Below are 24,631 nucleotides of genomic sequence, written 5' to 3' on the forward strand. Positions count from 1 at the left end.
TAAAAGGAATTGGTTTTTTAACAACAACCAACAACTACCCTTCATTTTCCACCCGATTTTCATCAAAGGCAGAGGGCAATAGTTTAGGTATCAATTTGATAAATATCGGAAGTAAAATGGCCCCACCTGGAAGCAAGAAAATGGCCAGGGAAGGTATACTTTTAAAAATGTCCAGAAGTTGCGATTGCACTTTTTTCTTTTCCTCCTTTGTAAGGTCTTTAATAGTGCTTTTTGATAAAAGGGATACTAATTCTGCACTTTCCGAGAGTTCCTTATGTAAACGTTTCCGGTTTCGAAGGATAAGCCTGTTCACCAGTTTGGACATGCTATCATAAAATTGCACGGCCATATTATGTTCCTGTAGAAACGGTATAGTTTCCTTGTGAGCGGTTATAAAATAGGTGACGTATGACAGGGAATCTTGAACTGTTTTTTCATCCAATTTCAGGTCCTTACCTATTTCATGGATAAATTCAGACTCAACGGGCTGTAAAGTATGGTCTTCCCATACGGTGAGGCAGGCTAGATCCAATAAATATTTGTTTTCCCATTCATCGTCATTGGCCAGTAAATGCTCCCTGTACGAATCATCGAATTTTTGCGTATCACTGCTTATAAAAGTCAATGAAGAGGCTAATAACTGGGCCAACTTCTCATCCTTTCTATTCTTTTCCTTTGAGTTTAACGCATGATAGGTAATGTTAATGGAAAGATATTCAAGCTTTTGAGCGTGCTTTTTTATTCCTTTTGCCTTCAACAAATATTTTCTGAACAAGAGTACATCAATGTACAACAGCGAATTGGTAATAAAACTATTGAAGGTCTTGCTTATGATATTATCCTCTAGATAAACGCGTGATTCCAGAATTTTTTCAAGCTTTGTGGAAGTTTTGTTACCCGAAAAAAGTTTTCCCAAGAAGGAGACTTTATTGACCTCCAAGGTTTCATAGAACAAGAATATTTTTTCAAGGAACAGGTTAAAATCGGTTTGGCCCGTTTCAATCCTAAAAGTAAAGTATAGCGCTGTTACCAAATTTACTTTCGCCTTTTCATCTTCGGAGAACTCGTGTTCTGGCAATATGAAATTTGGGTAACCTGTATTTATACCATAAACAAAGCCAACTTTCTTTAGGGTTTCATATAAATCACCAAAAGTAGTGTACGCGGAAACATGGTTCTTTACAAGGGACCCAAACTTATCTATCCAACCGCTGGCTGACGGATTCATTTCCTGTTTTTTTGAAGTCGCAAAGTTAGCTAAATGCTTCTTGCCTTTAGTTTACAAAATTGTTATAAGTATTTCTTTTTGGATTGGATTGTGGGATAATAAAATATTGTATCGCCTTAAAATTTTACTACGGTTAAGACCAGGAGGCGGGACACCCCCTTCAATATAATTAACAATATTTTAACATTTAATATAAAACCCTCGTAGGTCCACTGCGTAGGTAAGGGTGATTCTAATCTAAAAATTAATAATAATGAAAAAAACGAAATTAGTTATTGGGCTTGGGGCATTGGCCCTGACAGCCATAGTATTGGTTGCCGCAGATCACATCGATGCACCGGATTCCATGGGAACCACTGCCGATATTGCCGACTTTTATGCTTTTGAGCCTACTGAGGGTTCAGACAACACTGTGTTTGCTGTAGACATTCAATCCAATGTATTGCCAGATTTGGCATACGGCACATTTGATGAGAATGTATTGACCGAAATCAATATCGATACGGATGGAGATTTGGTAGAGGATTTGGTAATCCAGGCCATTCCAAGAGATGGAAAAATGTACTTCTTTGGGCCGGTTGCTCCAACCACTACAGGAATAAGTGGTCAAGTGATGGTAGATAGTCCCTTAGGTTCCGTAGATATTTCTTCGGATACCGCCATTGTGGAAACCACCGATGATGGGGTTTCCCTATTTGCTGGACCAAGGCAGGATGCCTTCTTCTTTGACTTTTTTCAATTCAATGCGGTAATTGGGGGAATGGCACCAGATGGATTTAAACCTGCGGGTGATCCCAATTCAACTGACGACGATGATACTACAGCTGTGGATACTTTTGATGATGCCAACACTATGTCTATCGTCGTAGAAATTCCAAATAGTATGTTGGGAGAGACAACTGCGACAAATGTTTTGGGATTAAATGTGTATAAGACCTGGGTCACCACCAATGCCAAACAATAATAATCAAACTGTAAAAAATAAAAAGATGAAACTAAATAATATAAAAATTTTGTTCTTAGCCGTAGGCTCACTGGCCATGCTGGCTTCTTGTAATAATGATGACGACTATACACCACCTATGGCAATGGCCACCTGTAACGATGGCATGATGAACGGTGATGAAACCGGTGTGGATTGCGGTGGGTCCTGTACCCCTTGCGAAGATGGAATGGAGCCCATGATGCCTGATTTCTCTGGAACATACACCCAAATAGATTTTATGGGTAGACCGGGAATCAATACGGTACTAAGTGCTGACGACGAGACCAAAAATGCCCATAACATGGCTATCCCTTCCGAGATGGGAGCAATGTTCCAAGCAGGTTTTGAAGCACGTTTGGAAGCTTATCACGATGTGTATGCCAACATATTGGGCGCAGATCCTGCGGCCGTAAATTTTGAACCAAATATTCTGGGCGATATTTTGAACGGACCGGAAGATGATGGGTTTACCAACAATCCGGTATCAGCAACGGTACTTACTACCGTATTGGCCAATGATGTTCTAGAGGTAGCTCCGGATTTACCAACAACCTATTTTAACCCTGGTATGGGTGCCCCTAATTATGAAGGTGCTATAGGACTCACTGGAAGAACCCCACAAGACGATGTCATAGATATTTCCCTAATATTATTATTTGGAGGTGGTGATGGAGCACGTTTCAGCGGTCAGGATACGGATATGGACGGAATGCAAGATTTACCAAGATTAACATCAGATGGTGTTGGGCTTACTGCCGATATTTCAACAACATTCCCTTATTTGGGAGCTCCTGAATAAAGACTATGAAAAAGAGGAGCAAGGGGGAGCTTTAAATCTCCCCCTTATTTTAAATGCCTAAAAACAACAATCCAAAAGAAACCGACAATGAAATTTTACATCTATTTTTTAGCCCTGTTACTTACGTTTTCCTGTAGTGAAAAGGCACATGAAACTGTAGCAAGCGAAGCGGACTACAATCCGTATTTAAAGACTGAACCTACTAAGACCACATCCAAATATTATGAATTATGGAATGCCAAAATAAGGCCGGATAGTATGCAGCTTACCAGTTTTGGTATTGTAGGCGGAGAGTACAATAGATATTTTAAGGAAACCGGGGATATTTCCTATTTAAAAAAGGCGGAGCAAAGTCTCACAAGGGCCGTTGAAATCGCATCTATAGGTAGGGCCGGTTATAGAAGGTCCTTGGCTAGAAACTATATTTCCCAGCATAGGTTTAAGGAGGCATTGGTCATGGCCAAGGAAGCTAGAAAGTTGGGTGCTGATCCAAAGGAAAGTCAGTTCCTGCTTTTTGATGTGCACATGGAATTGGGAAATTACGGGTTAGCGGAAAAATATCTGGACAGTACTAAAAACATGAAGGATTTTGGCTACCTGATCAGACTGGCCAAATGGAACGATTATAAAGGCGACTTGGATGCGACCATCACCTTTATGGAAAAGGCTAAATCCATTGCCTTGGAGTCCAAGAATAAATCCTTGATGTTATGGAGTTTGACCAATTTGGCCGACTATTACGGGCATGCAGGAAGATTGAAGGATTCGTACGAACATTATTTAAAGGCATTGGAAATCGATTCCAATAATGCCTATGCCAAAAAAGGTATAGCATGGATCGTTTTTTCAAATGATAAAAATCCGGAGGAAGCCCTAAGAATCCTTGATTCGGTCACCATGACCTATAATGCCCCTGATTATTATTTGCTGAAGGCAGAAATAGCGGATTATATGGGAAACAACCTTATCCGGCTAAAAAATCTAGACGAATATTTCCAAAGAGTGGACAACCCGTCCTATGGAGGTATGTATAATGTTTACAATCTAGGCCTGTACATTGATGAGACCAAACAATATGAAAAGGCTTTGGAATTGGCAAAACAGGAAGTTCAGAATAGACCTACCCCGGAATCCTATAGTTGGTTAGCATATACTTACTTAAAAGCAGGTGATAAGGACAGGGCCAAGGAATTGATGGATATTTATGTGGTGGACAAAACCTATGAGCCCGCTTTGTTGTACCAGGTTGCGGAGGTATATAAGGCCCATAATGATGTTAAGAAGGTTAAGGAATTAAAAAATGAACTTATTGGAGCGGCTTATGAATTAGGTCCCCTTATGGAAAAACAAATTCAGGACTTATAATTGGTAAACACAGTTTTCATTTCTGGTTTGTTTTAGGTTGGATTGTTTTGTTGAAATCGCCATGGCTTAATGTCATGGCGATTTTTTTGGATGCATTTCATCGAAAAGTTAACGAATTTTAACAATTGGTAGGATGAAATACATATATTTATCGGTGAAATACATTCATGTTCTATTTTATAAGCCCCAAAACTTTGAAATAGTATACGAATTTAACCGAACCAAACTTTTAAAATTCACGTGTTATGGAATACCTACTCTTTGCTTTGTGGATTGCACTCATGGCCATTATGCTCGGAAAAACAATTGTGGCCCATCGCTCACTCAAAAAAATGTTGGATAGGAAATAAAACTACGCTTCCTTAATCAATTTTCGTATTAGTACTGGTAATAGGAGTAGATCCAATACCAAGGCCGTCACTAAAGTTACACTGATAATCAAACCTATGGTGATGCTGGGCTGATGAATGGAAAACAGCATGACCATAAATCCAAAAAACAGGATGATTGTGGTAATAACAAGGGCTCTACCCGTATGGGCGAAAGTTTTTTCCAATGCTTCCTCTTGAGTAAGCCCCTGGCTTATCCCTAACTTGTATTTACCTAAAAAATGTATGGTATCGTCCACCGCTATGCCAAAAACTATGGCGAATACTACCGATAAGGAGGCTTCCAAGGGTATGTTCAAAAAGCTTAGAACGCCCCCCGCAAAAAGAATGGGAAGTATATTGGGGATGATCGAAATAACGAACATCTTAAAGTTTCTAAAGACAAATACCATTAATAGCCCAATAAGAAGAAGCCCATAGAATAGTCCCTTTAATAGACTTCCCCGTATATACTCGGAATTTTTATCCAGCAACATACTTTTTCCGGTGACCCTTACTTTTATCATGTTGGTATCCAACTTTGTTTGTGCAAAATTTTCTATGTTTTGGTATACCAACTTCAAGTTGTCCGTACCTATATCCTGCAACCTTCCGTTTATACGTGCCATACTACCATCACTGTTAACGAAACGTTCCAGCTCCTTTCTTCCCAATCTACGGACATCCTTTTTGTACTTCTCAAAAACCGATGCGCTCTTGGGCATAGTCAGAAAATCAGACTTATTTACATTGTTCGCCTTGTGGAGAATTTTAAATGGTAAATTTGAGGATTGCAGGTTTCCTATCGAAGGTATCGTTTGGAGATAATCCATCAATTTTTCAATTTCCACAGCCACCCCGTAATCCAGCACTGAGAAATCGTTTTGGGCCATTACCGCTATTTCCAAAGGCCTAAACCCGGAATAGTTTTGTTGAAAAAATTCAAAATCCGAAGCGATTTCACTCTTATTGGGCAATGTTCTTTTAAACTCATAATTCGTGCTTACCAAACTGATGCCCCAGAAACACAAACCTGAAAAAATCAAGGTGCCCAACAATATGGCCCTGGGATGAATTTTGGTAAAGTGATTAATGACCAATAAATAATTCACCCATTTTTTGGAAACACTTTTTCTGCCCAATAATGCTTTCTCCGGGAGACTAATCAATAGAGAACCCGTAAAGAAAATTACGGTGATATAGGCCACAATGACCCCAATGGCCGCATTGATACCAAAATCCTGAATACTCAGGAGTCGGGAGGATAAAAGGGTGATAAATCCTATCGCGGTAGTTACCGAAGTGAGCAAGGTGGTGAGCCCTACTTCGCTCAACGATGATTTTATGGCCGTATACCTTTCCGCTCCGGACTGAATTTTGCGTATAAAACTATCCGTAATATGGATAACATCAGAAGTACCCACAATAAGCATCAGGACGGGATAGAAAGCCGCCATGGCATTGAGCTCCTTGCCCCAAAGTGCCAATATACCCATAAAAATCACCAAGGAGAGACTTATAGAGGCCATGGAAATCAATACCAAGGGTAAACTTCTGTAGACCAGTAGGAGAATGATCAACACTAAAATAGCTGCTATGACGCTGGTTTTGAGTACCTCACTTTTTTGCATCTCAACAATGGCTTCCAAAAAAAAGGCCCTGCCCAAAATATGGTATTCTTCTAATTCATATGTTTTTAAGGAAGTCCTTATTTGAGACAACAGAAGTTCACTCTGTTCATAGTTTAGGTCATCCAAGGTTCTTAGTGCAACTACCATGGAGGTACCCTTTTCATCGACCAAGGAGTTTATGAAAAGTCCGTCCTCCTTTATTTTTTCCCAATCCTTAGCATAGGCCAAACTATCTTCTATATGGATGATGGGTAGGGTAGTATAGCCAAAGGAGGTTTTAAGTGGGTAGGATAACGACGTTAACGAAGCACTTTCCGTAACGTAATCAAAATCCTTGCTGGCTTCTGAAAACGCTCTGAATCTTTTCAAAAACCCAGGTTCAAAAACAGTTGGGTCCTGCTCTATGGCGATCAAAAGGAAATTATCATCGGTACCAAATTCCTCAACAAATCCTTTGTAGAATTCAAGGTCCTGATCCTTCTCGGGAAAAAACTGACTGAAGTCAAATGAAAATTTAAGATTTGGGAGTAAGGTGGCTGCAAAAATCCCTAGTCCCACAAATAAAATGATACAAAATTTTTTTATCAGGGATAAGTGGTTCATAAAGTGAATCTACTGCATGGGAAGAACAATGACAACCAGTTTGTTCTTATTTTGTCTAAAATTAGAGGTTCACAAAATTATCCAATTTCAAGGTCCAATCATAATTTTTATAATCAATATCGATGCCTTTTGTGGTAGGGATAAGATTTTGGTCCTTCAGGATATCCTTTACTCCGTCAACCCCGCCAAAATCTCCTCTAAACCAACTAAAAAGAGCCGTAACCATTACCTTTTTCTCAGCTGCATTGTAGTCCGTGGTTCGTTTAAGGTACTGAGCGGTTCCCTTCTTAAATTGCTGGTCCAATCGCTCCCATTCGTAAATGGCCACCGGCGGACAGTCCAACGCACCACAATTGAGGGCAAAATGAATACGATAATCCGGTTCATCAACTCGTAGTCTTTTTTCAAATTCGCCCGGAAAAATTTTTCCAACAAATCCCAATCCATACTCCCATTGGGATTTTCTAATGATACCGTGCTCAATTTTTTCAAAGGATATCGTTTCCCCAGCAATGGGAATTTGATCTTTTTTAAAGAATTCGCTTCGATCTTGGTACAAATCCGGATTTTTTTGAAGGATTACTTGGATATAGGCATTGTAGATGTTTACCCAAAAGGCCAATTTTTTGTCGTTCGTATCCAACGTTTTTTCCAGTACATCAATAGTGGTGCTTGATAAAATGTCCTGAATTTCTTGGGTACTTTCATTGTTTTTTATTCTATGGAGAAACTGCTCTGAAAGTTCGTTGAAATCAATTTTCTCTTTTGGGGATTGGGCCTGTACGTTACCCTCATTAAATCCTAAAAATAGGATTATCAATAAACTATATAAATATTTTAATCGAATCATACTTATCTTTTTAACATATACGTAGTTGTATAGGGTAAGGTTTTATATTAGGTCGTAAATAATCTTTAAACTTTCAGATATTATTTCTAGAATTGTAGTGCTTATTTAAAACCTTTCGCAATCTATTTCCGTAGATTTAGCACATCCGTATATTAAATTACATTTTAGGGAATGATGTTTTTGCTTTTATGATCAGTATAATTATCCCAGCACATAAGGAAGCAGAGAATATTGACTTTTTAGTTCGAAAACTATCAGGTTTAAAGAAGAAGGAACACTTTGAAATATTGGTGGCGCTTTCTCCGGAAAGCCAGGCCAATTTTTGCAATGAAACCCTTGAAAATGCTATTGTTCTCCAGTGTCATAAGAAGGGTAGGGCATCACAGATGAACGAAGCGGCCAGAACAGCGAAGGGAGATGTCTTGGCATTTTTACATGCCGATGTAAGACCGCCTGAAACGTTTTTACTCGATATTAGAAGAACTATGGAGGAAGAATATGATGCCGGATTCTTTTCGTATAGGTTTGACAAGGAAAGCCTGCCCTTGCGCATCAATTCCTATTTCACCGGCAAGAACGGTATTTTTACGGGGGGCGGTGACCAATGCCTTTTTATCAAGACAGAACTCTTCAATAGATTGGGACAATTTGATGAAACCCAAGTAGTGATGGAGGACTTTGAGTTTTTTAAACGCATAAAAAAGCATGGACTTAGATATAAAATTGTAAAAAACAACCTTATTGTATCCGCTAGAAAATACGATTCCAATTCCTATTTAAGAGTGAACCTGTCCAATTTACTGCTGGTTGTACTATTTAAAATGGGATATTCTAGCCAAAAATTAAAGACCCTGCATGATAAACTCATCAAAACACCCTATAACTCCTGATATAATCAATGGCATTCAGCAAGTAGGAATTGGTGTATCCGATACCAAGGCTGTTTTCAATTGGTACAGAAAGCATCTGGGGTTTGATATATTGTTATTTAAGGACGAAGCCCCGGCAACCCTTATGACCCGATACACCCAAGAAGAGGTCTGCCATAGAAATGCCTATCTATCCTTGAATATGCATGGAGGCGGGGGATTGGAAATTTGGCAATTTACGAGTCGGACTCCGGAAAAGCCTAAAAACCCTATCATTTTAGGCGATTTGGGAATCAACGCGATGAAATTAAGAACCAACGACATTGAAGCCAGTTACGCCTCTTTAATGAAATTAAACCTTGAATACTTAACGGCACCCATCGTAAACAAGAAAACTGGAACTTCATTCTATTTTCAAGACCCTTGGGACAATTTGGTGGAGGTTGTACAGGATAGATATCGCTTTTCCAAAACAAAACAGAGTATTGGTGGTGTTCTGGGAGCCGTTATAGGAGTGTCACAGATTTCGGACGCTATCCGGTTTTATAAAGAATTATTAGGATATGGTAAAGTGCTAAGCGAAGAGACCATAAAAATTCCGCAGAATACGAACTCCGATAAAGCTGGCCTTTATCGAAAAGTGGTATTGGCGCATTCAAGACCCAAAATAGGAGGCTTTGGAGAGTTATTGGGACCAACGCAAATAGAATTGCTGCAGGCCTTGGATAGGAATCCCATCAAAATTTTTGAGAATAGACTTTGGGGAGATTTGGGATATATTCATTTATGCTTTGATGTCCACGGTATGGAAAAGCTTAGGGAACGAGCGACAAGATTGGGTTATCCTTTTACTGTGGATAGTGCCAATAGTTTTGATATGGGGGATGCGGCAGGCCATTTTAGCTATGTAGAAGATCCGGATGGAACCTTGATAGAGTTTGTGGAAACCCATAAGGTTCCCATTTTTAAACCATTGGGACTGTACTTGAACTTAAAAAACCGAAATCCGACCAAACCCTTGCCAAAATGGTTGGTAAGGACATTGGGCTTTCATAGAATATCCAAGGATATTTAATCCTCTAAGTTACTCTTTCCCCTTGGTTGTTCTAATTAATCCTATTCCCGAAAAGAAAAATATTCCGCCCAATACGGCATAAACAATCAAAGCCTTTGTAGTTCCCGTGCTATTGGCAAATAAAATAGCGGCATATACCAAACCACCAATGCCTAGCAATGTGAGAATGGTTCCGAAGAGTTTCTTTAAATCCATGGTGGAAAAATAGTAAATTTTCCAATATTCAAAAGCTGTTTGGAATCGATTTATTTAGGATGTGGAGACAACACCCAAGGCATATAATTGCTCTAAAGTAGGGGATTTGCTACCTCCGGCGGGTTCCAAGGTTATACCAAAGGCCTCGGAATCGTTAGGATTATTTAGAGCAAATACCTTGTTGTCATCCGTGGCAAAATCTTCCAATAATCCCATACTTGTTGGAGTCAAGGGTGAAAGTTTTAGCGACCAGACCTGATAGACAAAACCATTGGGTGGTTCAGGCAAACCTTGGGCATCTATAAAAACCTTTTCTTCCTGCTTGTTCCAGTACGCCTTAGCATAGGAGGACGGTGATACTTCTTGTCCGCCCAATGGAATTACGGAAATATCCTTGTCCCTTAAGGTGTTCAATAAATCCTGGGTTTTTTCCAGGGAAGCATCAGAATCTGCAATTTGTTGTTCCAATTGCTGATTTTGTTGTTCTACGAGCTGAATTTCAGATTTTAAATTCTCATTTTGAGTATAAACCCAGAATAAGCCAATAGCCAGTAGTATGGAAGCGGCCCAACCTAAATAAGCCGTCCAATTAGAAGTTTCCTTTTTCAGAGGAATCACTTTGGTATCGGATTCCAAGTTGTCCAATTTAGGTTTTAGCGTATCAAAAGAATACGGATTCACGGAACTACTTTTTCGAGTCAATTCCAAAATGGCATTCTCAATGGCTAGTATTTCAACCATGATTTCAGGATATTCCTGTGCATAGGCAGCTACCTCCAGATTTTCTTTCTCTGTAAGAACACCTGCAACATAAAGTTCCAATATCCCTGACGCTATGTATTCTTGAACATTCATTTATTTTACTTCCATGTTTTCCCTGAGTTTGGAGATACAGCTTCTATTCCTTGTTTTTACGGTTCCTACTGGTATGGCCAATTCCTCGGCAGCTTCTTTTTGGGTATATCCCCTAAAATAAAGCAGTTCTATGATTTGAACACATTTTTTCTTTAGACTTTGTACCAACTTTTTAAGACCTTTTGTATCTATAGTAGCATTACTTTCGTCCTCCTTACTTTCCAAAACACTTACGAAGTAGTCTGCGGAAAGGTTCTTTTTTTCATTTTTATACGACCTACTACGTATTTCATCGATGGCCGCATTCCTGGCAATATTTAAAATCCAAGTAAAAAACCTTCCTTTTGATGCATTATAGCTATCGGAATTATTCCAAATTTTCACGAAAACATCCTGACAGATTTCTTGGGAGCGACCTTCGTTCTTAACAATCGTATTAATGACTCCGCAAATATTTTGCGCATACATACCATAAAGTGTTTCAAAAGCGGAAGCATCCTTCTTTTGAAATTTTTCGACTAATAGGTCTAATTGCATGGATGTGAATTTAGCCATTAAAAATAAAAAAAGCCACCTCTTAAGATGGCTTTTATACTATTTAATTTTAATCCTATTGAATAATGCCGGTACAACTTACACGGGCCCCTGCGGCGCCACTTGGCTGACTAGTGAAATCGTCTGCTCCTTGGTGCACGATTACGGCCTTGCCTATAATGTTTTTGTTTTCGTCATCACAACCCATACACCATTCTGAGGTTGAAAATTCAACTGTGGCATTGCCATCAGCATCTGCGGTAAAATTACCAATATCACCTTTATGATATCCTTCGCTAGACCCCCATTTACCATGTGGTTCATTGGTTGGATTCCAGTGTCCCCCGGCCGATGTTCCATCTGCAGCGGAACAATCTGCGGTTTGGTGAATATGAATGGCATGTTCTCCTTCTGACAGACCGGAGAAGGTTGCCATCATTTTAACTTCACCATCCTCTTCGGTAAAGGTCACTTCACCTTGAACACCGCTATCGCTCTTGGGCTCCATCATAAATTTAACGGTTTCCACTTCTTCCTCTTGAGTCATTTCCTCCATGGTCTCTTCCATTTCATCGGCAGCTTCATTGGACTCTTTTTTTACTTCTTTACAATTTATGACCGCAATTAAAGCCAGTGCGGCCAAGGGAAATTTTATTACTCTTTTCATCTATTTAGGTTTTAAAGTTTTCTATTTGTTAAAATTAAGAAATTCCTAGCGCTATATGAACTCATACGCCAATCATTTTAACAGTATTCAGAAGAATAACGGTATTGGGACTAAATCACACTATTTAAATAGCTTGCGCAAGTCGGGATTATAAAAAACGGCCACCTGTAATCGATCATAATTGATTGTCCTAAAATGATTTTTAAGATATCCGGCTTGAACGCTTAGGTTATTGGTTACATTGAGTCCGACTGCTGCATACAATCGGTTTTGATCAAAGGCTTCGTTCTGTAGATTTATAAAAAGTTCATCGTAGAAATTCAAAAAAAGAATGTCCGTTAGAGGTACTGTCATCTGTAACCGATAGCGGGCACGGTGTTCAACTCTTTCATCAAAAAAAGGACTATTTTTATTTTCAAGGGTTATAAAACGTTGTTCCAATCTATAGCGATGTTCGAATAACAATTCCCAAACCTTGTTTTTAAGAATAAATTGCTGAAATATTCTATTCTCAGAAATTTTGTTCACCAAATTCTCGTTGCCCTCAAAAGTGGGGTCGGTAAGAATGTAGGCATACCCTACGGTAGCAATGGCATTGTCATCAATGTGATAATTGAGTCCGGTCCGTAGTAACAATTGATTGAAGTTTTTTGCCTGTTCAAAATATCTAAGCTGTGCTTCTGTATGGATGCTCCACTTGTCCGCAATCTGATTGGTGCCAAAATACATATGCCAACTTCCCAGTTTGTCTTGCCCATTATCTTGGCCCAAGGCCGAAGTCACAACAATACCCAATACAACAATTAGTAATCTCCTCATAAATATGCCTGATTCTATATTTAAAAATTCAAGTCTTGAAATTAGACCTTTAATTAAATATCGCTTTCCATAGATTCACCGTCCTTAATGGGCGTACCTGCGTCGCCCTTTAGATAGACATCCAAAAATTGTAGTACCCTGCTGTAGGCCTCGATCTGATTTTCCTTTTTTACGAATCCATGGCCTTCATCCTCAAATAGCACGTATTCCACGGGAACGCCATTTTTTTTGACCCCGGCAACAATTTCATCCGACTCTACCTGGAGCACTCTGGGGTCCTTGGATCCTTGCAGTACAATGAGGGGCTTGGTCACCTTGTCCGTATGGAACAAGGGTGAGATTGCTTTGAGACGGACGGAATCCGCACTATTGGGATCACCCAGTTCCAAATACAGGGCGTCCTTAAAGGATTCCCACCAGGGTGGAATGCTTCGTAACGTCCTGATCCAGTTGGTTACACCAAAAAGATTCACACCTACGGCAAACTCTTCTGGAGTATAGGTCAATGCGGCCATCGTCATATAACCTCCGTAGGAACCACCAATAATTCCTATTTTTTCAGCATCTATTTCCGGTTGTGAGGCCAGCCAATTCTTGCCTTCCACACAGTCCTTAAGATCCTTATCACCATGGTTTAGGTCGTCCATTTTATAAAAGGACTTCCCGTAACCACTACTTCCACGGTTATTTACTGCTAATACGGCATAACCATGGTTGACCAAATACTGGATAAAAGAACTGAAATTTTGTCTGGACTGCCCTCCTGGACCTCCATGGACCCAAACTAAAGCAGGTACCTTGCTATCTACCGAAGCCTGTTTCGGCTTATAGTAAATGGCCGGAATTTCCAATCCATCAAAGGATTTGTACCGAATTACTTCGGCCGTAACCAAGTCGTCCTGTTCTATTTCCGGGTTTAACACATGGGTCAATTGTTTTTGCTCCTTGGTCTCTAAATTATAAACATATAGATTGCTAGGTGTTTGTGAACCTCCGGCATAGAATCGCATCCATTTTTCATCATCAGAAAAACCAACGTTGGTAATGTCCATATTTGGAAAGGAAGGAAGTTCTATATTTTTTCCCGTGGCCGTTTCCATCACCTCAATGGTGTTTTTCGCATCTTCGTTGATATAGGTTACCTGATAGGTTCCGTTTTCGGTAAAATAACTGCCCATGATATCCCAATCGCGCTCCATGACCTTGGTTCGTTCTCCGGTTGCAATATCATACTTCATCAGATAGGAAAATTCATTGTCCAAATCAGTTGTATAGTAAAGTGCACTGTTGTCCGGTGAAAAATCCTGACTACTATTTGCACTTTGTTCCTCATTGATCTGGGTTTGGGTCTTGGCCTGTAAATTATATAAAAACAGGTCGGAATCGTTGGTGTTTATGGATTTTGAGAGTGAAAGATACTTTTCGTCATCGCTTAAATCCCCAATATCAAATCCGTCATCGTTTTTATAGATCATCTTTGGAGTATAGTTGAGAAAATCCATTTGGTAAAGATCCATGAATCGGGAATCCCGTTTGTTGGAGGTAAAAAAGAAACTTTTCTTGTCCTCCGCCCAAGAATGAAAACTGGCCCTAGCGCCTGTATCCGGAGTAAGATCCGTGATACTACCATTGAGGTTTTTGATATAGATATGGTAGATTTCGTCCCCGTTACCGTCCATCCTAAAGAGCATGCGGTCATCTTTCGGGAAATAGGAAATAGCGAATACCGAAGAACTGTCCGATTGGGTAACGGGCATCATTTCACCTCCTTCCAAGGGAACGGTGTACATGTTATAAATTCCGGAGCGGTTGCTAGAAATTAAAAGCTTGGAGTTGTCGTGTGAAAAACTTCCACCGCCTATGGCCTCATTGTCCATCATTTGTTCAATGGTATAGGACTTAACTTTTTTGGACATTGAGTTACCCGAGTTTTCCTTGGTTTCCTCCTTGCAGCCCCAAACGAGGGCTAAAATCAATAATATGGCAATTTTTTTCATGGTTAAGGTTTTAGATTGATGTATGCTAATATGGAACCGACACCTTGATTTTATCGGCCTGTTTAAAGATAAGGGAAAAGTGTTGGAGTACCTTCTAAAACTATGAGAACTTGGCCTTTCAAAACTTTAAAACAACGGACCGGGGCTTCACTTTTTTTCAAAAATCCCGAAGAGCTCGTTGCCCTGTCTTGGGGGAATGGAGTTGTAACAGGGTTCAAAAGTGATGGTTTTAAAATAAGGTTCCAAATAGTTGAGGTACAGATCCTTATTTCCGCCAAAAGGTCGTTTTTCCATATTGCCCGTCAGGGGAAAATTAAACCAGACCCCGGCCAAAATTCCTTTGGGTTTTAGCAATCGATGCATTTGCTTCGCGTAATTGCTTCGGTTCTCATTGGTAGGAACAAACGAGCAAAAGAAGGTCTGCTCCAAGATCAAATCATATTGTCCCTTGTGTGTAAAAAAATCCTCGTTTAAAAGCTGAGCTTCGGGAAATTGAGGATTTCTTTTTTTAAAACTTTCCAGTGGCACTTCAGAAATATCCAATACATGAACATTTTTAAATCCTTGCCGATACAGATATTCGGCTTCATAGGCATTGCCTGCACCGGGTATGAGAATGGTCATTTGTTTATCGTTCAGTTGATCGGCAAATTCCATTATAGGGGTGGAAGGATGGCCAATGTTCCATCCCGTTTCTTTGGCCTCATAGCGTTGGTCCCAATAGGTCTTTTCATCCATGGTATAGCGTTATTGAATGCTAAATTAGGAACAATTTGCAATGCCATCCTGAATTCTCTACCGGATATACAAATTATGATTCCGTTCATACACTTTTTACTTATCTTGGCCCGATTAAATTCCAAGCATGAAAAACCATCTATCCATTTTTATTCTATCGTTCGTTTTTACCCTAGGTGCAGTCGCTCAAGAGCATCCTAAATGGCTTCGTTATCCCGCAATTTCCCCAGACGGCAATACCATTGCCTTTACCTATAAAGGGGATATTTACCGGGTGTCCAAGAACGGTGGGGTGGCCCAACAGCTCACCTTTCACAAGGCCCATGATTACAATGTGATTTGGAGCAAGGATGGGGATTCATTGGCCTTTGCCTCGAACCGATTCGGGAATTTTGATGTGTATGTCATGGACGCCAAAGGGGGCGAGGCAACCCGGTTGACCTTCCATAGCAACGATGAGACTCCCTATTCGTTTTCTGCGGATGATAAAAACGTCATTTTTGGGGCAGCAAGACAGGATGACGTACAACATCGCCAATATCCTATGAGTCGGCAGCCGGAACTATACAGCGTACCGGTTACGGCAGGTCGGGTTTCCCAAGTTCTTACCGTTCCCGCAGAGGATGTGCAGGTACATACCGATGGCACTCAAATGATTTACCATGATAAAAAGGGTTTTGAGGATACGTTCAGAAAACACCATACATCGACCATTACAAGGGATATTTGGAAATATGATACGGAGAGTGGCGAACATACCATGCTAACCACTTTTAAAGGGGAAGATAGAAATCCCGTCTTTGGTGCGGACGGTAAATCCATATACTATTTGAGCGAGGAGAGTGGCACCTTTAATGTGCATAAACTCAATTTGGACAACCCCGCATCCAACGAGCAACTGACCCAATTTAAAACGCATCCCGTACGTTTCTTGAGCATCGGAAACGGAACCATGGCCTTTAGCTATGATGGGGAACTGTATACCTTTGAGGAAGGTAGCGAACCGCAAAAAGTGGATATCATCGTCCGTACACAATCGGCAGATAATACTGTGGAATATGTGTCCGTCAACGGCGGGGTGAGGGAAATGGATATTTCGCCCAACGGAAAGGAAATCGCCTTTATAAGCCGTGGGGAGGTTTTTTCCACGTCTGTAGATGGTAGTATGACCAAACGGCTCACCAATACACCGGAACAGGAACGCTTTGTGAAATTCATGTCAGATGGGAATGCGATTGCATACGCGAGCGAGCGAGACGGTAAATGGTCCATTTTTAAGACTTTTAAGCAACGTACTGAGGAACCTTACTTTTTTGCATCGACCTTGGTGAAGGAAGATACTTTGGTAACCGATAGTACCGATGTCTACCTACCGGAATTTTCACCCGATGGTAACCTGATAGCCTATATCAAAGGTCGTAGAACCTTGAAAGTCAAAAATTTAAAAACAAATGAAACCGTAACCCTGTTGACGCCCAAGGAATTGTATCATTTCTCGGATGGGGACAAGTACTACCAATGGAGCCCGGATAGTAAATGGCTTTTGGTGGATTGGGGTGTAACCTTGAGCAACAGTGAGATTTTACTGATTTCCTCGGATGGAAAGACCCGAAAAAACCTCACGGAAAGCGGATATTACGACATGCAGCCCAAATGGATAGGAGAGGGCAACCAAATTATTTGGTTTAGCAACAGAAACGGACTTAAAAGCTATGCCACCAGTGGGCAGTCGGAATTCGATGTGTATACCATGTTCCTCACCCAAGATGCTTGGGATAAGTTCAATCTGTCCAAAGAGGAATACGATTTAATGAAATTGATCGAGGAAGGCGATAAAAAGGACGAGGATAAGGCGGAAGATAAGGAGGATACCAAGAAAAGGAAGAAGGACGCAGAAAAGAAGGAGGAACCTGTAAAGCCTTTGAAATTCGATTTGGATGGCACGGAAGACCGTAAAACCCGACTCACTATACACTCCTCTAAATTGAGCGATGCGGTATTGTCCAAGGATGGGGAAAAACTGTATTATCTGACCCGTTTTGAGGAGGACCTGGACCTTTGGGAAACCGAAATACGGACAAAAGAGACCAAAAAATTGGTATCGTTGGGAGCCAAAAGCGGAAGTTTACAATGGGACAAAAAACAGCAAAATCTGTATTTATTGGCAGATGGAAGCATCGCCAAAATTGACGTAAAGGCCGGAAAGAAGGAGCCGGTAAAGCTAAAATCAGAAATGGTATTGGATGCCGATGCGGAACGTAAATATATGTTCGATCATATCTGGTTGCGCACCAATGGTATTTTCTACCATTCCAACTTCCACGGTATCGATTGGAAGGCCATGCGAACCGAATATGAGAAATACTTGCCTTACATTGGGAATGACTACGAGTTTGCCGAAATGATCTCGGAACTGTTGGGCGAGCTCAATGTCTCGCATGCCGGTGGACGTTACAGCGATACTATCGATAATGGCGACGAAACCGCTTCCTTGGGTATTTTTATGGATTATGGGCATACGGGCAACGGCATCAAAATTGCGGAAATCATTAAGGGCGGACCTTTGGACAAGGCTAATTTTAATCTAAAGCCAGGTATGATCATAGAAAAAATAAACGGGGAAACCATTGTTCCTACTCGTGATGTGGCCAGTTACCTGAATCGGAAACAAGGTGAATTCATGCTGTTGGACGTTGTTGGTGAGAACAGCGGTCGTAAGCAGATTACCGTAAAACCCATTTCCCTCAATGAGGAAGCCGGACTCCTGTACGACCGTTGGGTGGAGATTAACGAAAAGGAAGTCAAGGAAAAGAGCAACGGCACTTTGGGCTATGTCCATATTCCGGGAATGAGCGACGGACCTTACCGATCTATCTATGAGGAAATGATGGGCAAGTTTTTTGATAAAAAAGGCGTGATCGTGGATACCCGTTTTAACGGCGGGGGCGATTTGGTGGCAGATTTGGCCATGTTCTTTACCGGTGTTCCCTTTTTGTCCTACGAGACCGAAGATCGAGTCGTTGGCGGAGAACCTACCTCTAGATGGACCAAGCCAACCTTGGCCATGTATAATGAATCCATGTACAGTGATGGTTCCTGCTTTGCCAGTGGGTATACCGAATTAAAGATAGGGACAACCGTGGGAATGCCCGTTCCGGGGACCTGTAGCTTTGCCGGTTGGGAACGTTTGCCCAATGGTGGTGTTTGGGGCGTGGTGCCCGTAAGTGCCAAGAACAGGGCAGGGGAGTGGATGGAAAACAATGAGACCGACCCGGATATCCTAATTAAAAACCAACCTGAGGTCATTTCCAAAGGACGGGATGAGCAATTGGAAAAATCCATAGAGGTGTTAATGGGGCAGGTAAAGTAGTACAGGCTGAATAGCCGGACATATCTTTGGTCACTAAGCGGAGTTGAAGTGAATCATGGAGGTTAAATCTCATATTTTTCTCTTGCCAAAACCAATTATTTATAGGATTTTTAGGGTACTCCCCCTAAAATAAAAATAAACGTACCCAGGTACGTTTATACAATTGTTGCCTGCAAGCTGAAATAACCGAAATATATGAAACCGAAAATTTGGATTAATAAAATAACATTTAGTGACAATTCAACAATTGAATTTGAAAGCAATGACATTATTGTAGTCGTTGGGCCAAATAATTCGGGTAAAAGTGCTTCCCTGAGAGATGCATCAAACTTTTTAAAAACTCAAAACACAAAAAGTAAGGTTATCAAGTCAATCGAATTTTCAAAGGATGGAAGTGATTCAGACTTGATTAATCATTTAGAAAAAATTTCAAAAAAGGAATTTAACACGAATCCTGAACCCTTTTATAAAGGAATGGGATATAATATCTACAGTCCTAGGGCAAAACAATGGTGGAATAATATATCTGCAGGAGTTGATAATTTATCTGTTGTTTTCTCAAAAAATCTAACTACTGAAGAGAGGCTAAAGGCGGCTAACCCTGCCCAAAATATTAAACTTACAACTGAATCACCCAAACATCCAATCAATGTCCTTCAAAAGTCCGACCAAATTGAAAATCAGTTTAATCAATATTTTAAACAAGCGTTTGATTTAGATTTAATAGTTCACCGAAATGCGGGGACAGAAGTTCCTTTATATGTCGGCAATGCACCTGAAATTAAGGACGGACAAGACCGGCTTTCTGAATCTTATCAAATGGAGTTAGAAAAGCTTGATTTATTACACGAACAAGGGGATGGAATGAGAAGTTTTGTTGGTGTGTTATTGAATGCATTTATAGGGAATCAAAATTTATTGTTTATAGATGAACCTGAAGCATTTTTACATCCACCCCAAGCAAGACTTTTGGGCAAAATGCTAGCGACTGATTTACCCTCTGATACGCAACTTTTTCTTGCGACACACAGTCTGGACTTTCTTAAAGGATTATTAGAAAGTAGTTCTAAAAACCTGAAGATAATTCGAATTCAACGAAACGGGAACATTAATAATGTTAATACCCTAAACAATAGTGAAATTGATTCAATTTGGAGTGATTCATTGTTAAGACATTCTAATATTTTGGATGGACTATTTCATACAAACGTAATTATATGTGAGAGTGATTCTGATTCTCGTTTTTACTCGGCAGTTCTATCGGCAGTAAACGAAAAAGAAGGAAAAACATATTCAGATACTTTATTTATACAATGTGGAGGTAAACACAGAATTCAGACTGTAGTTAAAGCTTTGAAAAAGCTTAATGTGCCAGTTAGCTCAATTTGTGATTTTGATGTATTAAATGACAAAAACCCTTTAAAAAATATCTATGAAGAATCAGGAGGGAAATGGAGTGATATTGAGAAAGATTGGAAAGTTGTTAAACTAGCAATAGAGTCTAAAAGACCAGAATTAGAGGTAAAAGAGTTAAAAGAAGAAATTGATAACATTTTTGATTCCGTAAAGGAAAAAATAATGCCAAAAGAAAAGATTTCCGCTATTGGAAAATCATTGAAAAAAGCCTCTGCTTGGGCACACGCTAAACAAGTTGGAAAATTATTTATTCCGAGTGGTCAGGCTACTCAATCTTATGAAAAATTAATTCAAAATCTTAAAGCGAAGAAAATTTTTATTGTAGAAGTAGGTGAACTTGAAAGTTTTGTGAAATCAGTTGGTAATCATGGACCAAAATGGGTTAATGAAGTATTAACAAAAGATTTAGTAAATGACGTAGAAATTGAATCTGCTAGGAATTTTATAAAGGAAATATCCGAATGATAAAAAGCCAGCAGGCAACAATATGTATAAGTAATAGCTATTTAAGTGAAAAAAAGTATTAACATAAAACAAAGTTCAGTGCAAAACCGAAAGGTTTGTGAATAAAAACACGCTACTACTAATTCATGAGACCGTTCACTACTCACTTAAAAAGAGGAATCATCCATGAAAAAAGTATTCTTGATAAGCTTTGTATTTCTACTGTATGCATGTGGAGGTGCGAAATACAATTATCTTTTTGATACGGGAAGGCAGTTGGATTTTAGCGAAGGGAAATGGATACTGAACAGAACCCAATCCAATTCCAAAATATTTGATGCGAAGCTTTATTCCAATTCGCTAAGGGATTTCAAAAAGATTCTTGGAGATTCATTAATCGAAATGAGCGATTTAAGAAATACAAAATTGGTGTCTCCAAAAATCAAGTTCGATTTGTCCGATTCGGATTTAAAAGAACTAAAAAGATTTACCAACTGTGACTACCTTATAAATATTACCGGAAACGTTATAAGTGATGGTGCGGGCACGTTGACTTTTCCTGATGAAATAGAAAAATCCAGTAATCGAGCATCCGTTTCAATATCCATTTACGACCTAAATGCGGCAACGCTGGTCTCATCTTCCCAAGTTTATGGCAATACAAAGGTTCAGAATCCTGTTTTTGAGGACGACAGTAATTTACCGACCATCAATCCCAGTTCGCACATGATTATGTTAAAGGGGGCGGAAAAACTCATAAAAAAGTATGGGAAAAATCAATCGAAATAGTGAAATACCTGCTACGTTCAATACGAATCTAAAGCTGTCAAACATTTTATTTAGATTGGCCCTCTTATTAAAGCAGGTCATATATTTTCCCTTTCTCTTGCCGAAACCAATAATTAATAGGATTTTTAAAGTGCTCCAACATGGAGAGCATTACCTGTGATTATAGGTGTAGTACTAGGGTTACGGGTACATTAGATAATGAAATCTTGGATAAAAAAAGAAAAAAATGTTTTTTAAATGTCCTATTTGGCAAATCTCGATTGTTATTGAATTAAAGAATTCATTAATAATTAAAATTTAACACCATGAAAGAATTCATTCTTATTTTCAGGCATGAGAACGCAAACGGAAAGGTTTCACCAGAGCAAATGCAACAATGGATGAAACAACAAAAGGATTGGGTAGACAGCATTGCTGCCAAGAACAAATTTATTGGAGGAACGGGATTATTATTTGATGATGCAAAAGTGGTGGACCACAATAAAATGGTTACCAACGGTCCCTTTGGAGACATTAAGGAAACCCTTGGCGGTTTCATACAAGTAAGGGCGGAATCGGCAGAGGAAGCTGCCGAATTTGCCAAAGGCTCCCCCGTTTTACAAGGGGAGGGAAATACCGTGGAAGTTAGACAGATTGCAGTTCATTAGAATTTAATTCAAAGCCCCTTGAATGGGGCTTTTTCTTATGAATACCCATCAAATAATACCAAATCTATTTAGAACGGAATATAGCAAGATTGTTGCTGTCATGTCCAAATCATTTGGTATAGAACATCTGGAGATTGCGGAAGATATTGCGAGCGAAACCTTTTTATTGGCTGCCGAAACCTGGCCATATAAAGGGATTCCTGAAAACCCCACCGCCTGGCTTTACACCGTCGCCAAGAATAAGGCCAAAAACTACTTCACCAGAAACAGGATATTTAGGGATAAAATCTTGAATGAATTAAAATCGGGGAATGAACAATGGAATACCCTGGACATTGACCTGTCCCATGAGAACATTGCGGATAGTCAATTACAAATGCTTTTTACGATCTGTCACCCGGTCCTTTCGGAAAAATCTCAAATCTGTTTAGCTTTAAGGGTACTTTGTGGTTTTGGAATTGAGGAAATTGCCGATGCCTTTTTAACAAAGAAGGAAACGATAAACAAAAGGCTACATAGGGCCAAGGAAAAATTACGTTCTGAGCAGATCCAAATCGAGATTCCCAATGAAGTTCAATTACAGGCCCGCCTGGATGCCGTTCTTAGAATTACATATTTGTTGTTTAGTGAAGGCTATTACTCGGAAAGCAATAATTCCCTGATAAGGAAAGATTTTTGTTTGGAGGCAATGAACCTGGTGTACCTGCTACTTCAAAATGGGCTTACAAATACCCATTCAACCAATTCGCTGATGTCGCTTATGTGTTTTCACTCTTCCCGATTGGATGCAAGGTTAACCGGAAATGGCGAAATGGTCTTATATAAAGACCAAGATGAAACGCTTTGGAACACGGAACTGATCGAAAAAGGATTTTACTATTTGCAACAGGCATCAAAATGGGAAATTGCATCAAAATACTATCTTGAAGCCAGCATAGCCTACTGGTATACGGTTAAAGAAGATAGCCAAGATAAATGGAAAAGTATTTTGAAACTCTATGACCAGCTTATACAAATAGATGCCTCTCCCATGGCATCCTTGAATAGATTAATTGCCCTATCCAAGGTAAAGGGGAACAACTTTGCGCTAAAAGAAGCCGAAAAGCTACAATTGATGGACAACCATTTCTATCATTTGGTACTGAGCGAACTTTATTCGGAAACGGATAGGGAAAAAGCCATTAATTCCCTTCAGGAAGCGTTAAAACGTTGTAAGACCGATACTGAGAAATTTTTTATTAAAAATAAAATTGGGAGTATCTAAATCTGCCCGTCCCGTTGCGTATATAATTAATACCTTTTAAGTAAGAGGCTCCTTAGTGGTACACCCAGAGTGTGCCCAATTCTTTTAGGGTCGCTAACCGGCCTATGCTGAGCGTAGTCCATGCCATATATTTCTCCTTTTTCTTGTCGAAACCAATTTTTTGTAGGAATTTTAAAGTACTTCCCCTAAAATAGAAATAAAAGTACCCAGGTACATTTATACAATTGTTGGCAACAAGGTAAAAAGACAACGAACAAAGAACCTTAATCAAACTTTGACAAGAATGGAAAAAAGAGTATTCAAATGTTTAGTGGCTTCACCAGGGGACACACAAGAAGAAAGAAAAATTTGCGAGAAAATATTTGAAGAACTGAATAAAGGAATAGGTGAAGGTTTCGGATTTGTCATTGAAAAGCGAATGTGGGAACATAACACCAGACCTGCATTCGGAGATTATAGCCAAGCCATTATTAGTGAACAACTTGGTAACGATTACGATGTATTTGTTGGGATAATGAACAATAGGTTTGGTACAGAGACTAAATCTGCGGGTTCAGGAACAGAAGAGGAATTTAACAACGCATATGAACGATTAAAGAATCAAGAAGAAGTGGAGATAATGTTCTACTTCAATGATGCTCCTGTCAAAAAAAGTGAGATTAAAACAGAAGACTTAAACAAGGTTGAAGAATTCAAATCAAAAGTAGGAAAATTAGGAGGTTATCATTGGACTTATAGCGGTCCAAAAGAATTTGAAGATCTATTTAGAAGTCACCTAACTGACTATTTCGTTAAGTTGTTTGGTGCAGAAAAACAAAAATCTACAAAAGATAATATTCAATACGAAATTCTTCATTCTAAATTCAAAGAAAGATTAGACAACTCATTACAAGCCTTCAGTTCACAACCAATTATTTGGGTTGACCCTATCATTAGTAATACAAATGAAATATCTCAAAACCCAGATGAAAACTATACAAGGAGAATTGATGTTTCAGAAATAATTGATGAGCCCGAATCGATTACATTTAATGCTCCACCACAGTTTGGCTTGACCTCTCTTGCCCATTACATGGTTCTTCGTTCATGGGAGAAAAGGAAACTATTGGTTATATCTTGATTC

General features: G+C 39.6%; 21 protein-coding genes. 11 read left to right on the plus strand and 10 right to left on the minus strand.

The genetic code is table 11. The features are described 5' to 3' along the window. Nucleotides 1–34 precede the first annotated feature (34 nt). Nucleotides 35–1,228: an LETM1-related biofilm-associated protein gene (locus CJ263_RS17330; protein WP_094998424.1), complete on the minus strand. Its 1,194-nt coding sequence runs from the start codon at nucleotides 1,226–1,228 to the stop codon at nucleotides 35–37. A 253-nt stretch (nucleotides 1,229–1,481) separates the two neighbouring features. Here CJ263_RS17330 and CJ263_RS17335 point away from each other — a divergent pair, with 253 nt between their 5' ends. From CJ263_RS17335 to CJ263_RS17345, 3 genes are all read left to right on the plus strand, one after another. Beyond that, nucleotides 1,482–2,192 carry a DUF4331 family protein gene (locus tag CJ263_RS17335; RefSeq protein ID WP_094998425.1) on the plus strand — a complete coding sequence of 237 codons (711 nt, stop codon included), beginning with the start codon at nucleotides 1,482–1,484 and terminating at the stop codon, nucleotides 2,190–2,192. 25 nt (nucleotides 2,193–2,217) lie between these two features. Next, the gene (locus CJ263_RS17340) at nucleotides 2,218–3,012 is read left to right on the plus strand and encodes a DUF4331 family protein (RefSeq protein WP_094999290.1); all 795 of its coding nucleotides are present in this window, start codon (nucleotides 2,218–2,220) and stop codon (nucleotides 3,010–3,012) included. A gap of 87 nt (nucleotides 3,013–3,099) precedes the next feature. Next, nucleotides 3,100–4,377: a tetratricopeptide repeat protein gene (locus CJ263_RS17345; protein WP_094998426.1), complete on the plus strand. Its 1,278-nt coding sequence runs from the start codon at nucleotides 3,100–3,102 to the stop codon at nucleotides 4,375–4,377. 352 nt (nucleotides 4,378–4,729) lie between these two features. Here the strand turns inward: CJ263_RS17345 and CJ263_RS17350 are convergent, their stop codons facing one another. Further along, on the minus strand, nucleotides 4,730–6,979 hold the full coding sequence (locus tag CJ263_RS17350; protein ID WP_094998427.1) for an efflux RND transporter permease subunit: 2,250 nt from the start codon (nucleotides 6,977–6,979) through the stop codon (nucleotides 4,730–4,732). Nucleotides 6,980–7,040: 61 nt separating this feature from the next. Then, nucleotides 7,041–7,829, minus strand: a complete 789-nt coding sequence (locus CJ263_RS17355; protein WP_094998428.1) for a DUF547 domain-containing protein — start codon at nucleotides 7,827–7,829, stop codon at nucleotides 7,041–7,043. Nucleotides 7,830–8,017: 188 nt separating this feature from the next. Between CJ263_RS17355 and CJ263_RS17360 the strand changes: the two genes are divergently transcribed. Both CJ263_RS17360 and CJ263_RS17365 read left to right on the plus strand, forming a co-directional pair. Then, nucleotides 8,018–8,719, plus strand: a complete 702-nt coding sequence (locus CJ263_RS17360) for a glycosyltransferase (protein WP_094998429.1) — start codon at nucleotides 8,018–8,020, stop codon at nucleotides 8,717–8,719. Next, nucleotides 8,685–9,773 carry a VOC family protein gene (locus CJ263_RS17365; RefSeq protein WP_094998430.1) on the plus strand — a complete coding sequence of 363 codons (1,089 nt, stop codon included), beginning with the start codon at nucleotides 8,685–8,687 and terminating at the stop codon, nucleotides 9,771–9,773. The genes CJ263_RS17360 and CJ263_RS17365 overlap by 35 nt, the downstream gene beginning before the upstream one ends. Nucleotides 9,774–9,782: 9 nt before the next feature. Here the strand turns inward: CJ263_RS17365 and CJ263_RS17370 are convergent, their stop codons facing one another. The 7 genes from CJ263_RS17370 to CJ263_RS17400 all read right to left on the minus strand — a co-directional run bounded on the left by CJ263_RS17370 (nucleotide 9,783) and on the right by CJ263_RS17400 (nucleotide 15,578). Continuing rightward, nucleotides 9,783–9,968 carry a hypothetical protein gene (locus CJ263_RS17370; RefSeq protein ID WP_094998431.1) on the minus strand — a complete coding sequence of 62 codons (186 nt, stop codon included), beginning with the start codon at nucleotides 9,966–9,968 and terminating at the stop codon, nucleotides 9,783–9,785. A 54-nt stretch (nucleotides 9,969–10,022) separates the two neighbouring features. Further along, a complete protein-coding gene (locus tag CJ263_RS17375) occupies nucleotides 10,023–10,823 on the minus strand; it encodes an anti-sigma factor (protein ID WP_094998432.1) in 801 nt (266 codons plus the stop codon). Further along, nucleotides 10,824–11,360: an RNA polymerase sigma factor gene (locus CJ263_RS17380; protein WP_094998433.1), complete on the minus strand. Its 537-nt coding sequence runs from the start codon at nucleotides 11,358–11,360 to the stop codon at nucleotides 10,824–10,826. It abuts the gene before it with no gap. A gap of 73 nt (nucleotides 11,361–11,433) precedes the next feature. Then, the gene (locus CJ263_RS17385; protein WP_094998434.1) at nucleotides 11,434–12,024 is read right to left on the minus strand and encodes a superoxide dismutase family protein; all 591 of its coding nucleotides are present in this window, start codon (nucleotides 12,022–12,024) and stop codon (nucleotides 11,434–11,436) included. A 120-nt stretch (nucleotides 12,025–12,144) separates the two neighbouring features. Continuing rightward, a complete protein-coding gene (locus CJ263_RS17390; RefSeq protein WP_094998435.1) occupies nucleotides 12,145–12,843 on the minus strand; it encodes a DUF2490 domain-containing protein in 699 nt (232 codons plus the stop codon). 53 nt (nucleotides 12,844–12,896) lie between these two features. Continuing rightward, entirely contained in the window at nucleotides 12,897–14,840 is a 1,944-nt protein-coding gene (locus CJ263_RS17395) for a S9 family peptidase (protein ID WP_094998436.1), read from the minus strand. A 147-nt stretch (nucleotides 14,841–14,987) separates the two neighbouring features. Continuing rightward, nucleotides 14,988–15,578: a methyltransferase domain-containing protein gene (locus CJ263_RS17400; RefSeq protein ID WP_094998437.1), complete on the minus strand. Its 591-nt coding sequence runs from the start codon at nucleotides 15,576–15,578 to the stop codon at nucleotides 14,988–14,990. 127 nt (nucleotides 15,579–15,705) lie between these two features. Between CJ263_RS17400 and CJ263_RS17405 the strand changes: the two genes are divergently transcribed. From CJ263_RS17405 to CJ263_RS17435, 6 genes are all read left to right on the plus strand, one after another. Beyond that, nucleotides 15,706–18,948 carry a S41 family peptidase gene (locus tag CJ263_RS17405; protein ID WP_094998438.1) on the plus strand — a complete coding sequence of 1,081 codons (3,243 nt, stop codon included), beginning with the start codon at nucleotides 15,706–15,708 and terminating at the stop codon, nucleotides 18,946–18,948. Nucleotides 18,949–19,143: 195 nt separating this feature from the next. Beyond that, nucleotides 19,144–20,829 carry an ATP-dependent nuclease gene (locus tag CJ263_RS17410; protein ID WP_094998439.1) on the plus strand — a complete coding sequence of 562 codons (1,686 nt, stop codon included), beginning with the start codon at nucleotides 19,144–19,146 and terminating at the stop codon, nucleotides 20,827–20,829. 165 nt (nucleotides 20,830–20,994) lie between these two features. Further along, nucleotides 20,995–21,597, plus strand: a complete 603-nt coding sequence (locus CJ263_RS17415) for a hypothetical protein (protein ID WP_094998440.1) — start codon at nucleotides 20,995–20,997, stop codon at nucleotides 21,595–21,597. Nucleotides 21,598–21,902: 305 nt separating this feature from the next. Continuing rightward, on the plus strand, nucleotides 21,903–22,244 hold the full coding sequence (locus CJ263_RS17420; protein WP_094998441.1) for a YciI family protein: 342 nt from the start codon (nucleotides 21,903–21,905) through the stop codon (nucleotides 22,242–22,244). Between the two features lie 22 nt (nucleotides 22,245–22,266). Then, entirely contained in the window at nucleotides 22,267–23,508 is a 1,242-nt protein-coding gene (locus tag CJ263_RS17425) for an RNA polymerase sigma factor (RefSeq protein WP_229702432.1), read from the plus strand. A gap of 283 nt (nucleotides 23,509–23,791) precedes the next feature. Then, nucleotides 23,792–24,628, plus strand: coding sequence for a DUF4062 domain-containing protein (locus CJ263_RS17435; protein ID WP_094998443.1), 837 nt, complete (start codon nucleotides 23,792–23,794; stop codon nucleotides 24,626–24,628). Nucleotides 24,629–24,631: the final 3 nt, after the last annotated feature.

Origin of the sequence: Maribacter cobaltidurans (assembly GCF_002269385.1) — a bacterium.
Classification (GTDB): domain Bacteria; phylum Bacteroidota; class Bacteroidia; order Flavobacteriales; family Flavobacteriaceae; genus Maribacter; species Maribacter cobaltidurans.